14 protein-coding genes are annotated in these 19481 nt (G+C 44.0%); 2 read left to right on the forward strand and 12 right to left on the reverse strand.

The window, feature by feature from the left end:
- Positions 1-1308 (reverse strand): replication-associated recombination protein A, encoded by a 1308-nt coding sequence (locus C161_RS28675; protein ID WP_036674532.1) that lies wholly within the window; start codon positions 1306-1308, stop codon positions 1-3.
- Positions 1309-1350: 42 nt separating this feature from the next.
- Positions 1351-2241: a LysR family transcriptional regulator gene (locus C161_RS28680; RefSeq protein ID WP_036674534.1), complete on the reverse strand. Its 891-nt coding sequence runs from the start codon at positions 2239-2241 to the stop codon at positions 1351-1353.
- A 136-nt stretch (positions 2242-2377) separates the two neighbouring features.
- On the opposite strand from C161_RS28680, the gene C161_RS28685 reads away from it, so the two are divergent.
- Positions 2378-3121, forward strand: a complete 744-nt coding sequence (locus tag C161_RS28685) for an SDR family NAD(P)-dependent oxidoreductase (RefSeq protein ID WP_036674536.1) — start codon at positions 2378-2380, stop codon at positions 3119-3121.
- Positions 3118-4020 (forward strand): DMT family transporter, encoded by a 903-nt coding sequence (locus C161_RS28690; protein WP_051450017.1) that lies wholly within the window; start codon positions 3118-3120, stop codon positions 4018-4020. Before C161_RS28685 ends, C161_RS28690 begins: the two co-directional genes overlap by 4 nt.
- A 117-nt stretch (positions 4021-4137) precedes the next feature.
- On the opposite strand, the gene C161_RS28695 is transcribed toward C161_RS28690, so the two are convergent.
- The 10 genes from C161_RS28695 to hisS all read right to left on the reverse strand — a co-directional run bounded on the left by C161_RS28695 (position 4138) and on the right by hisS (position 19356).
- Entirely contained in the window at positions 4138-7497 is a 3360-nt protein-coding gene (locus C161_RS28695) for an SIR2 family protein (RefSeq protein ID WP_036674538.1), read from the reverse strand.
- 247 nt (positions 7498-7744) lie between these two features.
- On the reverse strand, positions 7745-9925 hold the full coding sequence (locus tag C161_RS28700) for a HelD family protein (RefSeq protein ID WP_036616927.1): 2181 nt from the start codon (positions 9923-9925) through the stop codon (positions 7745-7747).
- Positions 9926-10062: 137 nt separating this feature from the next.
- A complete protein-coding gene (locus C161_RS32845) occupies positions 10063-10233 on the reverse strand; it encodes a hypothetical protein (RefSeq protein WP_164783408.1) in 171 nt (56 codons plus the stop codon).
- A 45-nt stretch (positions 10234-10278) separates the two neighbouring features.
- Positions 10279-11085 (reverse strand): DUF4097 family beta strand repeat-containing protein, encoded by an 807-nt coding sequence (locus C161_RS28705; RefSeq protein WP_156946185.1) that lies wholly within the window; start codon positions 11083-11085, stop codon positions 10279-10281.
- A gap of 21 nt (positions 11086-11106) precedes the next feature.
- A complete protein-coding gene (locus C161_RS28710) occupies positions 11107-11772 on the reverse strand; it encodes a TetR/AcrR family transcriptional regulator (protein ID WP_036616921.1) in 666 nt (221 codons plus the stop codon).
- Positions 11773-11918: 146 nt separating this feature from the next.
- On the reverse strand, positions 11919-13718 hold the full coding sequence (locus C161_RS28715; RefSeq protein WP_036674540.1) for an ABC transporter ATP-binding protein: 1800 nt from the start codon (positions 13716-13718) through the stop codon (positions 11919-11921).
- A gap of 73 nt (positions 13719-13791) precedes the next feature.
- Positions 13792-15090, reverse strand: coding sequence for an NCS2 family permease (locus C161_RS28720; protein WP_036674542.1), 1299 nt, complete (start codon positions 15088-15090; stop codon positions 13792-13794).
- A 243-nt stretch (positions 15091-15333) separates the two neighbouring features.
- Complete coding sequence (locus C161_RS28725; protein ID WP_036616913.1) at positions 15334-16092, reverse strand: tRNA threonylcarbamoyladenosine dehydratase; 759 nt, start codon at positions 16090-16092, stop codon at positions 15334-15336.
- A gap of 18 nt (positions 16093-16110) precedes the next feature.
- A complete protein-coding gene (gene aspS / locus C161_RS28730) occupies positions 16111-17889 on the reverse strand; it encodes an aspartate--tRNA ligase (protein WP_036616911.1) in 1779 nt (592 codons plus the stop codon).
- 213 nt (positions 17890-18102) lie between these two features.
- Positions 18103-19356 (reverse strand): histidine--tRNA ligase, encoded by a 1254-nt coding sequence (gene hisS, locus C161_RS28735; RefSeq protein WP_036674544.1) that lies wholly within the window; start codon positions 19354-19356, stop codon positions 18103-18105.
- Positions 19357-19481: the final 125 nt, after the last annotated feature.

Consider the following 19481-nt stretch of genomic DNA (forward strand, 5'->3'; position numbering starts at 1 on the left):
TTATAGATCTCTGCGCCGCTGTTGGTTCAGCCTGATCTTCGATTCGTTACCCTGCTCCGTTGCCTCATAGAATACTCTCCGTGAGAGCTGCTTTGGCAAATATTCTTGTTTCACGTAATGCCCCGGATAGTTGTGTGGATATTGATAACCCTCATGTCCAAGCTTCACGGCACCCGAGTAATGCGTATCTCGCAAGTGAAGCGGAACTTCTGCCGATTTTACCTCATCAATCGCGTTCATGGCTTTGGAAATGGCGGTGTACACCGCATTGGATTTTGGACTTTCTACTGCAAACAAAATCGCTTGTGCAATGTTCAGCTTGGCTTCAGGCCAGCCGTTATTTCGGTACGCATCAAGTGCTCCAATGGCCTGGGTCATAGCTTGCGGGTTTGCAAGTCCAATATCTTCACTACTTGCTGCAATCAGGCGCCGAATGAAGGTCATCGGGTCCATGCCGAGCTTCTCCACCGCGTATAGAAACCAGAACAACGCCGCATCACTGGAACCCCGAATACTCTTGTGAAATGCAGACAACACATCATACTGTGTCGATTCATCCGCCTTCACAATGGGACGCCGAATAGACTCTTCAGCTACGCCAAGCGTAATATGAATGGATCCATCCTTCTCCGGTGGCGTCGTCAACGCAGCCAGTTCAAGCGCATTAAGCGCACGCCGAATATCTCCGTTGGCCATCGTAGCAATATGTTCAAGCGCCTCATCGTCCGCCTGCAGTTCCATGAACCCCAGACCTTTGTCCGCATCACTCAATGCTCTGTGCATTGCAATTAGGGAATGATCCTTATTTAGCGATTCTAGCTGGAACAGAGTAGAACGGCTCATCAAGGCTCCATTGACATAATGAAAGGGATTCTCTGTTGTTGCGCCGATAAAAATAATCGTGCCCTTCTCTACCGCTGGCAATAACGCATCCTGACGTGAACTGTTAAACCGATGTACCTCGTCGAGGAACAGAATGGTTTTGGTTCCATACAGCTGTTTGTTCGTTTGCGCCTGTTCGATGACTTCACGCACATCCTTAACGGAAGCTTCCACTGCATTCAGACGTACGAACTGTCCTTTCGTTTGCTGGGAAATAATATGTGCCAAGGTTGTCTTGCCACATCCCGGAGGGCCGTATAACAAGATGGACGAAATCTGATCAGCCTCGATGGCGCGCCGGAGTAATTTCCCCGGTCCAATAATATGTTCCTGTCCAATATATTCATCCAGATGCTCTGGCCGCAAGCGGTCCGCGAGCAGTCTAGCTTGTGGTTTTGAGTCCTGTTGAAACGAAAATAAATCCATTGCTCATCACTTCCTTAACGGATTGCCTTGCCTTGAATACAATTACACTTCTGATGGTTCTCCACTCTCTATCATATCATACTCTCGCGGTAACATAGCCATAAATGCATGAAGTGCACTGCTGACAAAGGCATCCTTGCGAGTAATAAAATGAGTCATCATGCGATTCATACCTACGGGGAGTGTATGCGTGCGCAATAATCCATTTTCGATCTGATGCCTAATCACAATCTCTGGTAATAAGGAAATTCCCATACCGGACGTAACTCCACTAATAATCGCTTCAAGGGTTCCGAATTCCATAATTACTGGGCGGGTAACACCACCCACCTCTAACCATTCCTCCAAAACCTGACGATAGGAACACCCCATGCTGTAGACAAGAATAGGTTTACTCTTAAGATCTTCATCCGTAGGACCCATACCAGAATAGACAACAAATAGTTCCTCATCAAATACGGGAATAGAAACGATATCAGGATGATCACAGGGACAGCCTATAAACGCTCCCTCCAATTCATACCCAATAACCTGATCCATAAGCATCTGCGAATTGCCAGTAACCAGTGACAAGGAGACATCTGGATACTGTTTATAATATCTGACGAAAAGTTCAGGTAGTCGCACGGCCGCTGCGGTTTGTGTAGACCCTATTCGCATTGGACCCGATGGTGTGCTCGTCGCCCGAAGTGCCTTGGAAGCATCATTCAGCAAACCAATAATTTTATCTGCATAGGTCAGCAACATTTCTCCGGCTGGAGATAACGTCATGCCTCGGTTATGACGAATAAACAACGTTGTACCCACTTCTGCTTCCAGATGCCGGATTCGTGCCGTTACGTTGGATTGAACATACCCCAGTTTAGAAGCAGCTTTGGTCAGATTCCCTTCCTGTGCAACACACTGAAATATTCTAAGATCCCCGCTCTCCATGGTCCCCCCACTCTGACATCATTCAAAATGATATCCGCTTCATTACCAATCATTATACTTCATGTGTAAACCGGACTACAATTCATGTAGATCCCAAACCAGTCATCTGACTGGATGATGATAAGGAGTGTTCAGCATGACATACTGGAAAAATAGAGTTGCTCTGATCACAGGTGGTGGAACAGGTATAGGACGTGCTGTAAGTGAGTTGCTCGCTGAACGCGGAGCCTTGGTCGCTGTCAACTATTCCCGCTCACAAGATGCAGCAAACGAGACTGTTCAACACATTTTGGATACGGGAGGCCATGCATTCGCCGTTCAAGCTAATGTTGCCAATGATTTTGATGTCCGGCGAATGGTCACTACAATAACTGAAACCTATGGCCCGATTACTGCACTCGTAAATAACGCCGGAATCACACACCATATCCCCATGCACGATCTGGAGTCTGTTACAGATGACGTCTGGAATGAGCTGGTTGATGTGAATGTGAAAGGCATGTTTCATTGCGCTCGTGCAGTGACAGAAGGCATGAGACAGGCTGGCGGTGGTTCTATCGTAAATCTGGGCAGCATCGCAGGCAGTACGGGCTCGGGCTCCTGCCTCCCTTACGCCGTCTCCAAAGCGGCAGTTCATGGGCTGACCTTATCACTTGCGCACGCACTCTCACCACACATTCGGGTGAATGCTATCGTCCCTGGCGCAGTTGCTACAAGGTGGTGGGCTGGAAACGAGGAGCGAATGTATCGTCTTGGTGGAGAAGTGTTATTACAGCATATTGCCTCACCTGAAGATATCGCACACATGATCTGTGCTGCGCTGGAACAGCAATCCATGACCGGGCAACTAATTACTGTAGATAGCGGACAGACGTTATGAGCTCCAGTCATGATAAAGATACCCGGATCATAAAACCATTGAAATATACACTATTGATCATTTTGACAACGTTAATCATGGGCACTTCTTTTCCAGTTGGCAAGATCGGCATGTTATATGCCCCACCTCTCCTGCTCATGGGCATACGTTATATACTGGCAGGTGGCTTGATGGCCTTGTTCCTTCGTAAACGTCCTTTGCCTACTGGATGGCAGTCTTGGTTGAAAATAATCCTCATTGGCCTGTTCCAATCCGCCGGAGTGATGGGCTGCGCCTACTACAGCATGAACTGGATTACATCCGGTGAATCCGCCATTATTACGTTTACCAATCCGCTACTGGTCATTATCCTCAGTGCTCTTTTATATAGAGTGACCTACCGTTTCAGTCAGTGGATCGGTGTTATACTCGGTTTCATCGGGATTATGTTAACTTTTGGATGGCAGATGAGCTTTAGTCCTGGAACCTGGATTGGATTTGGTGGTGCGATCTCCTTTGCCGTGTCCACATTGCTCATCAAACGCTGGGGCAATGGCTATGATACTTTTGTATTAACAGCCTATCAGATGCTTGCTGGAGGTGCTGCGTTGCTTCTGCTGAGCGTATGGACTGAACAGCCTCACTTTATGGTCAATACCACCTCGGTTATGGCGCTGCTCTGGTTAACGCTTGTTTGCTCCATCATTCAGTTCTCACTCTGGTTTTATCTGCTTCAGAATAGTGACCCAGCCCAAACCAGTTCGTATCTGTTTCTGGCACCGTTCTTTGGTGTATTATCGAGTTGGATTTTACTAGGAGAACACGTTCAGTGGTTTGCATTGGCAGGCGGTTTATTCATTGGTGTTGGCATATTCCTAGTGAACCGTCGCTCGTCCAGAATGAGAAATAGGGTGCCCTAACTAAACTCTCCCTGTCTTTCTTCCTTGGGAGATTAAATCGATAATGCCTCACCTATGTTTGGTGAGGCACGTTTTTCTTACTTGTGCAAGAGGCAGAGTTGGCATAAGAAATTGCAATTATTCATTTAGCCACGATGGTATCCCCATACCCGAAATATCTACAATGTCAAATCTTTCTTTAAATGACATACCATTTGGATCAGAGACCAAGTTAGCTCTAGTCAACAAACCAATAACTAGATGCCCCTCTGGATCATCATTAATCGCCAACTGACTCCACCAATGGAGTATTCCAGTAAAATCATCAATTTTCTCAATTAAATTCTTACACTCTTCACTATTCGTTTCCATGATATTTAATAAAAGCTTATTGATAATAGCGAAAGGTTCATTATTTTTCAAAGCTGGAGCTAGTAAAACCTCGTGACTCGGTACGTTATTTCCAGTTACTTCCCCTCTTCTAACCATAAAAGATAGGTTTGATCCTGAAATTTCCGATCCACAATTAAAAGCTAACATAAAGGCATTTTTACTTAATTCATACTGTTTAGTAGTATAGGCTTCGAAACCTATAGAGTTGATCTCACCAAGAATACTCGCGAAGTAATCTTGACTCATAGTTCCAATTAATTGCTTAATATCCAAAAATACTTCAAGTGCTTCTTTTAATTTCCCCAAACCTCTCAGGCAATCACTTTTATTAATTTTAAATGAATATTCAAATGATTCCTCATGTAATTCTGTATCACTGTAATAAGTACTCTCTATTAAATCATGTGTCATGAGAGACTCTTCATATCTCTCTAAATTGCATAATCCTATTGCTCTAGATAATAAAGATTTTTTTGCTATAATTCTCAAATCGTACTCTGTTTCGTCCTTTAATTTGATATAAAGAGAATTTAATTCTTTAACTGATTTTGATTCATCTCCTAGTCTCCCCAGAGTCAATGCTTTTTTGTAAAAACTGCTTTGAATTATTTCATTTAATATTTTATCTTTACCAAAGTTTTTGAATTTCATAATGATTTCTTTATAAATATTAAGCGCATTCGAATCATCCTCCAAATTTGTAAAATTTAGAGCTTTATTAGATAATGCAAATGCAACATATCTCTTAACCTTTATTTCTTTAATTTTTTGGACTTTTTCGATAAAAGTGTCAATAACCGTATTAGAGGATTCATACTTCTCTGCCTTCGCTAACGCAAATACTTTACCTAAATAAGACTGTGCGAACAAATCTACATTCGAATTATTAAGTTTTTCAACCGTAGAAATAATCTCATCGTATACAGTCACAGCTTCATTAAAATGTCCCATTGCAACATATGTATCAGCTTTCTTAAGCTGTACAGTATCTGATATTTGATCTGACTGGCTATAATATTTGTGAATTTTTTCATACATTTTAATCGCTTCACTATGATTACCAATATTATGTAAATATCGTCCTTTATTCATCATTGCATTTGCCGCAAGTTCTTTCAAAGACGACTCATCATCATCAGTGTATCTTTTCGTAATTTCATCAAACGTATCTAATGCCTCATTATGTCGCTGAAGTTTGGTCAAAGTTTCTCCTTTATTCTTTAAGGATTTAGCCACTGTCTCTTTTATATTGAGTTCTTCACTTTCACCAAATAAAATTAGCATTTCATTATAAACTTCTAATTCTCTATCTAATAGATTTTTAGAATTTAGGATTATTGATTTTATATATAGAGATAGACATATAAAGTGTTGAATTTTCGGATGACTATCATTACAAAATTCAAGTTTAAATGTATCTAGAACTTCTAAAGATTCAAATATGTCGGTATTTTCTTTAAACATAGTTGTAGCTTTCTTTAGATAGGATGTTGCTACTATATTCCTAACATTTTGTGTCTTAATATCTGAATATTCTTCAATAATTAAATTATAAGCTTTGATTTCATCTTGAAATTTTTCCATGCCTTCATAGATAAGACCTTTACGAAATATTGCTCGAACCACGTAATAGACAAATTGTTCCTCAATGAAATTTAACATTAATTCATCATATACCACTAAAGCTTCATCATAAGATAATTTTTTTTGCAAAATATCTCCTTTACCTAATAATGCTTTGCAAATGATTTTTTTTATAACGCTCAAATCATTATCTTTCTTACTTCTTGTAATAACTTCCATTGATATTTTTTTTATTAAATCGTACCCTTCGTAATTTTCATATAATTTATCAGAAGCAGATAAGATAACATTCAGCAATTCCACATGCTCTTGAAAATCAAACATTGAGTAACTATAATTCATTTGTACTTTATTAATTAATTCTTCGTATTGTGATTTCTTAAGTAACTCTTTAAGTTCTTCTAAAAATAAATTTGTGGTATATTCCTTACTTGCCTTAGCTCTTTCTAGTCTCTCAATAACTTCTTTGAAAAAATACTTACCGTCCTCATTCTCACTCAAATTATCGCTGTCAACCGAACTATTTAAGGACTTCACATAAAACCCTATAGGATCACGTGTGATTTCTGGAGATTCAATGTTAAATTTATTGATGAATTGTTCAAATACTTCTTTAGCATCAAGAAAACCATTATTTTCAACAGAATCTTTTACTCCAAGTAAAATTTGATCGAGATTTTCTTGTGGAAGTTGTTCAATATTTGAATCAGGTACAACAAACTTTACATCACTATTAAACCGAAGCCATTTTGGTAAAGAGTATATGTCATTTTCAGTATAACAAAACCAATACAAGTTAAAAGGTAACGGACTTTCAAGTCTTCTCTTCAATGCTTGCATAAAGACATCATTTTCCCATCCGCTGTACCCAATAACTATTGGAACACGTCTATAGAGCAATGAATCAATGAAAAATGCCATAGTTCGGTTAGTATTTAATTGGCGTTCTGCTCTTTCAATGATTTCTCCACTTAGATTGCAACAATCATAAAACCAATAAGTCCCATGAATATGTACAATTTGAATTTCATTGTTCTCAGGATCTATTTTTTCTACAGTGTGCGGATGATCCGAAACAATGTGTTGTATTCCAAACATACTTAAAGACCTTGATAAAAAATCATCAAAGTTAGTAGTAATAACTAAATTACTTACTACTTTTTGAGACAATAAATGTGCTAATTTTATATTCGCGAGATTAATAGGACGATTATGAAGAATATTTTTTATATAGTTTTGTCTCTGAAATCGATTAGGATAGGCTAATTCAAACCAATCAGAATATGCATCTTGAACAGAAGAACTGTCTGGTGTAAGTTCTCTATTATATTTCAATGCATGTTCTTTACAATGAGTTATAATGTCTCTTGCTAAAGGTGCACTAGGAGAAGAGATCCCTGCTCCTACAAGAAAAAAGTAAGGAGATTTTTTCTTTAAGTGTAGCATTTCATCACAAACTTGTTTAATTTCAAGTATTCCATCATCTAGCATTATTTTTTTTGTTTTATCTGTTTGTTCCATATTATCTACAACTCCCAAGTAATTTTTCATAACAAAATTTTACCATCTAGACTATAATTATTCCATGTGATTTTTCAATATTAACTGTGAATTACATAATTAACTGATTTTTCGTATTCATCCATCCCTCTTACATACATGTTATTTTTCAAAACCATTAAACTTTTTGGCACAAAAGCAAAAAAGGCATGCGCTTATGGGACTTTCCCATGAACGTCATGCCTTTTGTTGTATAAGTAAACTCTATCTAACCAAGCTCTGGCCAACCCTGAATGGTTACGGGTTCGCCATCGGGATTATGTGTTGCAGCCGCATAGATCGGCAGTACACCGTCATGGAACAACCACAACTCGTGCAAGGCCCGTGTACAACCAACGTACAACAGCTTTGCATCACCTGCATTTGGCAAATAATGCTTCTGGTCTACGTCTGCCACAATAACGGCATCAAACTCCAACCCTTTGGACAAGTAGACCGGTAAAACGGAGTGTCCACCCGTGTACTGCTTTTTGCCACCATCGATCAGGTTTAGATCCCAGCCTGCGTCCTGAAGTTCACGATGAAGTTCCTCTGCTTCATGCAGTGTACGGGTCAGGATGGAGACCGTTCGGTAGTCTTTGACCGTTAACAGCTTCAAAGCCTGTTCCAGACTAGCCGTCCGCCCTTCCCCTCCATAAGCCAAAGTCCGAACCGGATCACCACTACGGAAAACAGGAATCGCCGTAATTCCGCTCTTGACGCCACGTTCCAGAATCGTGTTTGCATAGTCGATAATTTCCATCGTTGAACGATAACTTCGGGTCAATGCAAAGTATGCATTCTGTTCCTCAGGAAATAGAGAACTCATCTCTTCCCACGCATGAACACCACGGTACTCATGAATCCCTTGGGACAAGTCACCCAGTATGGTGAAGGAATGCCCTTTGACGAACTGATCCAATAACGCCACATGAAATGGTGAAAAGTCCTGCGCTTCATCGATCACGACATGATCAAACCGCTCCGAACCCTCGATATCATGGACCAATGTATGAATGTATACCAATGCAGGCAGATCCTCTTCACGGACGATATCCTGTTTCAGATCTGCTGCCGTTTGTTTCATTACGCCTTTGGGGATAAGCCCGCTGAGCGAAGCTGGCACAGAACCACCCTTTGCAGCTTTGAACAACTGTTTATATAACGTAAGCGGCTCGTATTGAGGCCATTTTTTGGCATAAGCTTTCTCACGAGTAGACGCTTTTTTCTTGCGTTCTTTGCGCACAGCTTCTGGCATCGGTTTCTTAAGTTCCATCTCAATCCAGCGGTGAACCCGCGCCATGACCCGTTCTTTGCGTTTGGCTAGTGGATAATGCTTATATTCCTCACCGAACCAGTTCTCGATCTCCGTCTTGCTGAGCACCTTACCATCCCATGGACTGAAGTCCATATCCGGTACGGAATCCGCTTCCATGCCCGAGAGCCACTCTCGAATAAGCTCCATGAAACGGATGGATCCTTTGTAACGTCCAGGTACATCATCATTTAATTCAGGCCGCGCATCTGGAGTTTCGAACCAGGTGTTCAATGTATCCGACGTATTCGCCAAAGGCATTTCCAGCCCCAGCAGGTTCATCGCCCAATCCGGGAATGTCCGCTGTTGAATGTCCCCTACTCCAAGTTCCGGAAGCACATCCGAGATGTAATCCAGAAACATGTGGTTGGGCGCAAAAATAACCATTTTCTCTGCAGATACCTGCTCCTTGTACTGATATAGCAAAAAGGCAAGCCGATGCAGGGCAACCGTCGTTTTCCCGGATCCAGCTACACCCTGAATGATCAATGCAGTGTTTCTCGCCGCACGAATAATCAGATCCTGCTCCGCTTGAATCGTAGATACGATATCACGCAGTTTGTTATCCTTGTTCTCTCCCAGACGATAAACGAGGAATTCATCAGATACCGCTGGCTGGTCGCTGTCACGGTTATATGTATCCGCCACACGTTCCAATATCCGCTGCCGAATGACAACGTTTCGTTTCAGATATACGAGACCTTCAATAAGCCCTTCCGGGGCTTCATACGTAGCGGAGGCTTCCCCTCCCGTAAATGAGTAAAACAGGCTTGCGACAGGAGCACGCCAGTCGATGACGAGCGGATGCTCTCCCACCTCTTCGCGGTCTACGCCAATTTTGCCAATATACAGCGGTTTCCGTGCACCACTGCCCTGTTCTTCGAAATCCAAGCGTCCGAAATAGGGTTGCTGCGCGCTCTTGGACAAGGCGGTGCGGCGCTCTTCGCGTCCAGCTTCCAGCACTTGTTCTGTGAAGTCGTGGCCGGTGTATACCGGAATGTTCTGCAGTCGTTCCAGCTGACTATCCACTTCCTCCATCGTTCGCTCTAACCTGTACTCTTCTTCTTGATAGGCACTTTGAAAGCTGTCTGACATGTTTCAGTTACCTCCTAAGAATATGTTTTGCTCTGCATCGCCTAGATCTGGCAATACAAAAGGATACTTACTATATCACATAGGGCAATTGAAAGCCACATCCGTTTTTGTAGGCTTACTTTTATAATATATGAGGCTCATCTGAATTGATAATTAATGATGGCACTGACAAGCGCACAACAACCAAACAGAATAAACCACCAGGCCCACTTGTTTCTGGCCAGCCTGCGCCTGCTGTTTAATGCGCCGTAAATCCCGATTAGCAGTACGATGGTGGAAAAACTAATCCCTACAATCCAACCAGCCATTATACCTACCGCCCCCCTTTGTTTTCAGTACACACGAACAGTCTCTCATTTCCTGGATTTTAGATGAAAAGCTCCTCCTCGAATATCCACTTGGAATTCACTTTTTCCACTTTTGTGTATTAGACAGTTGCTGTCCCCATGAAGGGGAGTTAAATCAAATTCGCTTTTTAACGCTCCTGATCTTCTTTTAAGTAAAATTCGGAAACCTTCGTTATCTGGAATGGAAACCACTACTTTTGATCCTGTGGATACGGAATGCAAGCTCTCCGGCATCTTGAGACAATCCATATTCAATCCTCTGCCTGTAGTTGTATACTGCAAGTGACGGAATTCCCCTGATATGTCGATCTTGGCTGAACTGGATTGAAGATTGAATTTATCTGCACTAAGGTGCTGCCCTTTCACTATCGATGCCAATGCGCACAGTTCAAGCTCATCCATCCTCCCTGATAGGTCTACACTACCTGAGGTGATCTTACATTGACAGCGAGTGGCCAGAAGCCGATTCAACCGGAGTTGTCCTCCTGTGGAGTTTAGTAAAATACGATCAAAAATACGATCAGGAAGCTGAATCTCCAATGCTGTTCTAGCAATATTTATTCCAACGAGGCCTCTCCTTTTTCTCCCGTCCACAATGCTTAAGGCATCCCCTCGTATGTTAACTTGCATCAGCCTTCGCTTGGAAAACCACGCATCCGCAAATTGTATGACGTGGATAAGTTCATCCACACTCGGAAGAACTCTGATATCTCCTGACAACCAATTTAACTGTATATCATGAATGGGTTGATCAATGTCTATGCTCATGCATATGGAAAGCTCACTACTTTTCAACATCTTTTCCCTCTCCATTTCAAACAACCAGGTATATGTTTATTCCGCCTCCGCATAACCTCCTGTGCTGGCATGGCGATTCGTAATTCGCTGAATGAGCTGTTCGCTAACGATATCTGCTCCCAAGAGCTTCATCATGTGTTGCAAAAACTTAAGCCTTTCCAATGTCTGCTCCTGATCTCTGCCAAATAGAAGAGGGTTGATCCAGATGTTGACGAGCAGCATGAAGATTTCAGCACACTCCAGCGGATATTCGACTGAAATGGACCCATCTTCCTTGCCTTGTTCCATAATATTGGAAATAATTCGTGCATCCTTCAGAACACCTTTTCTGATCCCTCCAAGAACAAACTGCGGATTCTTGATCTGAGTGCTTAGAACTTGATCAATTGAGTTAGACTGGATTCCAGGATCAACGATAATATTTTCCAAAATACTGATGAGCTTCTGTCTGGCATTCGGAGCATGCGTGTTCTGGATGAGTTCCATAAACATGTCTTCTGCCCGCCCGAGCTCCTTCTCCATCACTGCACTAAGGATATCCTCCTTGGACTTGAAATGATGATATATTGCACCTTTGGACATACCTAATTCATCTATAATGTCTTGAATACTGGTCTTTTCATATCCCTTTTCAGTAAACATTTGAGTTGAGACTGCCAGAATCAGGTCCAGTGTCTGCTCAGGGTATTTATTTCTGGCCATAAGTTCCTCCTTATACATACCAACGGTCGGTATCTATAATATAGAGTATGTTGGTCTTACTGTCAATATGAGGAATTTTAGAAAAAGAAAAAGGATCTCCGTTGAAATACCTCATGGGTATTACGGAGACCCTGCATTAATGAGAATTACTCTTCGTTTTGTACTGTAGTTGCATTGCCTTCCTGTGCCACAAACTGTTTTTGAGCTAACTCACGGTATACCGGATGATTGCTAATTAATTCCGTATGCGTTCCTGTTCCGGTAACATGTCCATGCTCCAATACAACAATCTGATCGGAATCCACCACTGTGGACAATCGGTGCGCGATCACGATCGTAGTTCTTCCTTCCATCAGGTTGGACAAAGCCTGTTGTACTTCATACTCTGAGGTACTGTCCAGACTGGATGTCGCTTCATCCAACATAAGAATATCCGGACTGCGCAGTAAGGCACGAGCAATAGCAATCCGCTGACGTTGGCCCCCGGATAACTTGATTCCCCTCTCGCCCACTTCCGTGTCATAGCCCTGTGGCAGCTTGTCGATAAAGTCGGCAGAATAGGCCATCTCAGCAGCTCGTCGGATCTCATCCATCGTGGCCTCACGACCTAATCCGTACGTGATGTTGTCTTTGATCGTACCCGCCATAAGTGGACTTTCCTGAGATACATACCCAATCTTGCTGCGCCAGGAGGCCAAAGAATAATCTGTTATGGCTTGTCCCCCATATGAAATATGGCCTGAATCGGGCATATAAAACTGCTCCATCAAAGAGAACAGTGTTGATTTGCCGCTACCGCTTGGACCGACAATGGCTGTCACTTTTTGTGTAGGTACCATCAAATTGATTCCGTGCAACACTTCCTCACCTGTAACATAGGAAAAATGTACATCATGGAATGCAATCGTCTCATTTCCTTTTGGAGCTACCTTGGTGCTGTCATGTGGCTCTTCCTCATCGGCAAGGATCGCTTGTATGCGCTCCGTTGCACCGACGACTTTTTGCAAACGGGAGTATAAGGTCGTGAATTGTCCCATTGGCATAATGACCTGGAACAACAGTAAAATGAACGCAACCAGTTCACCAGGCGACAAAAGTCCAGACGCTACGCGCATTCCCCCCACACCCAGAATAACGACCAGTACGGCAGTCATGACAAATGTAAACAAAGGACCGATCAGAGCAAGAATGCGCGCTTCCTGCAAGCCAAAAGCAAACATTTTACGAATCCGGGAATCTCCTGCTTCCACTTCCTGTTTCTCCGTTCCGTAAGCTTTCACCAAGCGGATCTCGCCAATAACCTGACTGAGCACGGACGTAAGACCTGCCATCTCATCCTGCTGCTTCTTGGAGATCTTGTACATTTTCTTCCCGACCGGCAACAGAATCAACAGCGTAAGTGGCACCAGACTCAGAATAATGAGCGACATCACCCAATCCAAGTAAAATAGTAATGCCACGCCACCCACAACAGCGACGATGTTGGACACAAAGGAAACCAGATAATCTGCGATCAACGTCATGATCTGGCTTGTATCATTCGTAATCCGGCTCATCGTATCGCCTGTCCGATTGCGATCAAAATACGGCATTCGCAGCGACAATACCTTGTTCCACAGCTTGGTGCGAAGTGTTGCGACCACGCGTTGTCCGGCGTAATTTAACATATAAATGCTAATACCCGAGGCAATCGCCTGAATCACAAATGCCCCCAGCAAAAATAAAATTACAGATTTGTTCAATGCCGAAGTGGTAAGTCCATCAATCAGACCTTTGGTCATCAATGGCACGATCAGTCCCGCTGTAGTTTGAATCAGGGTTAAGATGAGGGCCAGAATCAGGATCAGTTTTGGCGGGTTCGTGGAAGCGATAAGCTTGACGAAATCCTTAAATCCCTTTTTTCCTACCTTCGGTTCATTCTGCCCTGCTTGTTGCTGCTCTTCCATTCCCGTTCCTCCCGTTCTCCATCTGCTCACCAGAGATCATACGTATGAACTTACATGACGTTGCCTTTTGTTATTACAAAACTCCATGCAACACAAAGTTGGCTAAAAAGAGGATGGAAATTCCATACATGACCACAGGTACCTGTTTACCTTGACCTGCTGCCAGCTTCGCTAATGGATAGGCAATAAATCCAAACGCCATACCGTCTACGATGCTATATGTAAATGGAATCATGACCATGATCAGAAATGCCGGGAACGCCTCTGTAAAGTCACCAAAATCCATATCTTTCACACCTTGCACCATCAGGCCACCAATAATGATCAAAATGGGAGCAATTGCACTGTCAGGAATGTAACCGAGTAGCGGGATGAAGAAAAAAGTAGCTCCGAATAACACGGCTGTAACGAGCGGAGTTAAACCTGTGCGACCGCCTGCCGCAATTCCGGCTGTAGTCTCGGCTGCAGCAACCGGAGGACTACTTCCGAATATACCTGCCAGCACGGTGCTAATGGATAGAGCACGCAGACTACCTTTGAACCGCTCTGGACGACCAATCATCTGTGTCTGAGCCGTAATTAATCCGATATTTTCGAACACCACAATGAGCAGTAGCAAAAATACCGCGATCCAGAACGCAACATCAGCCAGTTTCATCAAAGACAATTCGCCAAACAACCCACCGTATTGACGCAGCGCATCCATAGCTGATACGGACTCACCCGGGTCCACTGCACCAAGTACATAGGCAAGGCCTGTCCCGACCAGAATACTGATCAGAAGTCCACCCTGTACGTTACGTATAAATAAAATCAAGGCAAGCACCAGCGTAACGCAGGCTGTAATGACATTGGGATCATTGAAATGCCCAATCGCAACAAACGTGGTCTGATGTGCGATAACGATTCCACTTTTTTGCAAACCGATAAATGTCAGAAACAAACCAATCCCGACCGTAATGCCATGCTGTAGATTTTTCGGGATTGCTTCGCTGATCATTTTGTATAGTGACGTAAACGCAACAATGGCAAACAGTACACCTGTAACGGTTACAACGGCCAGCGCTTCTTGCCAGCTTAATTTCATGGAATGTACAAGTGTATACGTGAAAAATGCATTAATCCCCATTCCGGGTACTACGATAATCGGTGATTTTCCGCCAAATGCCATGAGCAAACATCCTGCAATGGACGTCAGCAGTGTTCCAACCATAGCTGCCTGCAAAGGCATCCCGGCATCGGAAAGAATTGTAGCATTGACCATAACGATATAGACCACGGCAAAATAGGAAATGGCTCCCGCCACAACTTCCTTCTTCCACTGGTCTCCTGGCTCCATGCCAAGACGTCTGGTCATCCATCCGTGTTTCATTTCGTTCTATTCCCCTCTCTGTAGCCGCAAATTCATTATGTATGTATCATCATTTCGCGCAGCAGTGAATATCATACACGGTTTTGACTTTGAAGTACATGACGTAACTCTGACATTTATCTAGAACACAGTTCGGCTATCATAGACGATTGACGTCCCATCAGCCCCTCTCTTGCGAAGTATGATCATACAAAAAAGCGCAGATGCCTTATCAGCATCCACGCTTCTTCAGTTGGCAGCAAGTTACTGCTGCTCGTTCTCTGCAATCTCTAACAAATCCTTAATCGCAACACTGACCATGATCAGTCCAGCTACCGGAGGCACAAATGAATTACTCGCAGGTGGCTGTTTAGCCTTGCGAATTTCCGGAGCATTCTCGGGAACGATTTTTTGTGTTACGTCCTCACGCGGTTTCATCGGCTTTTCAGTCGAGAAGACCACTTTCACACCTTTTTTGATGCCGTCTTTACGAAGTGTCGTACGCACAACACGGGCAATCGGGTCCATGGTCGTTTTCGAAATATCTGCAACCTGGAATTTCGTCGGGTCCATTTTATTCGCCGCACCCATACTCGAAATCATCGGAATTTTACGTTTCAGGCACTCTTTAATGAGATGGATTTTGTAGATAATCGTGTCGGATGCATCCAGCACATAATCCAGATCATATTTGAACAATTCCTCATATGTTTCTTCCGTGTAAAACATATTTAGGGCAATTGCATCACATTCCGGATTGATCAGTTTCACACGTTCCACCATCAGATCCGCTTTTTTCTGCCCCACTGTCGTAGTCAGAGCATGAATCTGGCGGTTAATATTGGTGATGTCCACGACGTCCTTATCAATCAGGATGATACGCCCAACGCCGCTACGGGCAAGAGCTTCTACAGCAATACCACCTACGCCGCCAATACCGAGCACAGCGACTGTACTATTCTTCAACGTGTCCAGACCTTCAGGTCCGATCGCAAGTTCTGTTCTTGAAAATTGATGGAGCATTGAGAATCGATGCCTCCTTTATTTCTTTTCCGCTACCGGTTTACGGGCTACGCGGATATGCAGTTGTTCCAATTGTGAGTCATCCACTTCGGATGGTGCATTCATGAGCAGATCCGTTGCACTTGCCGTTTTCGGGAAGGCAATCGTTTCACGCAGATTCGTGCGGCCCGCCAGCAACATCACGAGGCGGTCCAGACCAAAGGCAATACCACCATGCGGTGGAGTTCCATATTCGAAAGCTTCCAACAGATAGCCGAATTTCTCATTCGCTACTTCTGTAGAGAGTCCAAGGGCAGCAAACATTTTCTCCTGAACATCACGTTTGTAGATACGCATTGAACCGCCACCTACTTCATAACCATTGAGAACAAGGTCATAGGCTTGAGCACGGATTGCACCCGGATCAGTGTCGAACAGATGTACATCTTCGTCTTTTGGACGTGTGAAGGGATGGTGTTCTGCCACATAACGTTTCGCATCTTCATCATATCCGAGGAGTGGGAAGTCCACAACCCAAGCAAATTTGAATTTGCTGTCATCGATCAGTCCAAGTTGACGGCCGATTTTCAGACGCAATGCGCCCAGAACGTCAGCAACCACTTTTTTAGTGTCTGCGGAGAAGAGCAACAAGTCGCCATCTTCAGCACCAGTACGTTCTTTGACAGCTTCGATTTCTTCAGGCGTGAAGAACTTCACGATTGGCCCTTTGAACTCGCCGTCTTTCACTTGAATCCAAGCCAGACCTTTCGCACCGTAACGTGCAGCAAATGGTCCGAGATCATCGATCTCTTTACGGCTCCATGTACCACAGCCTTTAGCGTTCAGCACTTTGACTTCTCCACCTTTTTCGATGACAGAAGCAAATACTTTCACACCACTGTTTGCTACGATATCATTCATTTCAACCAGTTCCATACCAAAGCGCAGATCTGGTTTGTCTGAACCGTATTTACCCATTGCATCTGCATACGTAATCCGTTGGAAAGGCAGTTCCAGCTCAATTCCTTTGGTTTCACGCAGCAATTTGGCCATCAGTTCTTCCATCATTGGCAGCAGGTCATCCTGTTGCAAGAAAGAAGTCTCGATGTCGACTTGAGTGAATTCTGGTTGACGGTCTGCACGCAGATCCTCATCCCGGAAACAACGAGCGATCTGATAATAACGTTCAACGCCACCCACCATCAGCAACTGTTTGTAGATTTGTGGGGATTGTGGCAAGGCGAAGAATTCACCTTCATGCACACGGCTCGGTACGAGATAATCACGCGCACCTTCCGGGGAGCTCTTAGTCAGGATCGGTGTTTCCACTTCAACGAACTCTTCTCCATCCAGGTAGTCACGGAACACTTTGGATGCTTTGGAACGCAGTTTCAATGTTTCGAACATTTCCGGACGACGCAGGTCCAGGTAACGATATTTCAAACGAAGGGATTCATCAACTTCAACACCATCTTCAATGAAGAATGGAGGTGTTTTAGCTGCGTTCAGCACTTCGATTTCTGTAATTTGAACTTCAATTTCGCCAGTAGGCAGGTTTTTATTAACTGTTTCAGCATCACGTTTAACGACTTTACCCGTTACAGCGATAACATACTCGCTACGTACGCGATCTGCGATTTGCAGAGCTTCACCGGAGTAAGCCGGGTTAAAGACAACTTGTACAATCCCGCTGCGATCACGCAGGTCGATGAAGAGTACGCCCCCCAAGTCGCGGCGGGTCTGAACCCAACCGTTCAATGTTACTGTTTCACCGATGTGTGCGGGTGTTAATGCGCCGCAATGATGACTTCTTTTCATAACCAAACTCCTCATTATGTGAATTTCCGTTCTGTGTGGGCAGTTAGTACCTGCTCTTCAACAGTCCGGTTACGTGTAGACCATGTATTCGAAAAGGCATGTTACCTCTGGCTCGCCAACTTCCGCTTAATTGGAATCGTCGGTGAACCTCAGTACTTTTGCCGGATCAATTGTTTTACTCGAAAGTTTTGATCTTAATGTAACACTTCGTGCTTATTTACCTTCGCGAATTGTCGCTACCAGGTCATCAAGTTTCACGGTTTGTTGCTCACCCGTATCCATTGATTTGAGGGCGATCTCACCACGCTCCAGCTCGTCATCACCAAGGATGGCAGTGTAGCGGGATTTGAAACGGTCAGCTGATTTCATCTGTGCTTTCATCTTGCGACCCAGATAATCACGTTCCCCAGACAGTCCAGACTGACGAAGTTTGAACAACAGACGGTTCACTTCACGATCAGCTGCCTCTCCCAGAGCAACAAAGTACACATCCAGTGGAGCCAGCGTAGTGACCTCAATATTTTGGTGCTCCAGAATCAGTTGAATACGCTCCAGACCAATACCGAAGCCGATACCCGGCTGATCAGGTCCGCCGATATCTCCAACCAGACCATTGTAACGACCACCGCCGCCAACCGTGTCAATTGCTCCAATCCCTTGGGCCTTTAATTCAAACGCAGTCAGCGTGTAATAATCCAGGCCCCGTACCAAGCGATTGTTCACAGCATAATCTACTCCGAAATCATCCAGGTATGCCTGCAGCTTGGCAAAGTGATTCAAAGACTCTTCATCCAGGCTATCCAGTATGGACGGTGCCCCTACAAATTTGTCCTGGTCGACTTTGCAGTCGAGCACACGCAGCGGATTACGCTCCATGCGTGACTGGCAGTCCTTGCACAGGCTGTCTTTCATCGGTCTAAGGAATCCAAGTAACGTCTCACGATATTCTGCACGGCTGGTTGAGTTACCAACGGAGTTGATCTCCACTTTGACATCCTTCAAGCCTAGCTCGACACACAACTGGTAACCTAGTGCGATCACTTCCGCATCAATTGCCGGGTCCAGTGCACCGATGGCTTCTACACCAAACTGGTGGAACTGACGCTGACGGCCTGCCTGCGGACGCTCGTACCGGAACATCGGACCGATGTAATAGAGCTTGCTCACATCCGGTTCGCCGTAGATTTTATTCTCTACATACGCACGGACAACACCCGCTGTTCCCTCCGGACGAAGAGTCATGCTGCGATTGCCTTTGTCATCAAAGGTATACATTTCTTTCTCAACGATATCGGTAGTCTCTCCTACACCGCGTACAAATAAAGAAGTCTGTTCGAAGATCGGTGTACGAATCTCACGGTAATTAAACCGTCGACACAGATCTCGTGCTTTTTCTTCTACGTACTGCCATTTCTCGACAACTCCAGGCAGTAAGTCCTGCGTTCCAGTCGGTTTTTGAAAAGCCATCTTGATCCCTCCAGCATTGATTTTTTTCTCTAAAAGTTAAAAATTCTACACGTGATCACTGCACGGGCAGAACAACCTTACAATCGCTGTTATCCCCAGATTTTTTGAATTAATTTTACAATGTG

The organism is Paenibacillus sp. FSL R5-192 (assembly GCF_000517845.1).
In the GTDB taxonomy this organism is placed as follows: domain Bacteria; phylum Bacillota; class Bacilli; order Paenibacillales; family Paenibacillaceae; genus Paenibacillus; species Paenibacillus amylolyticus.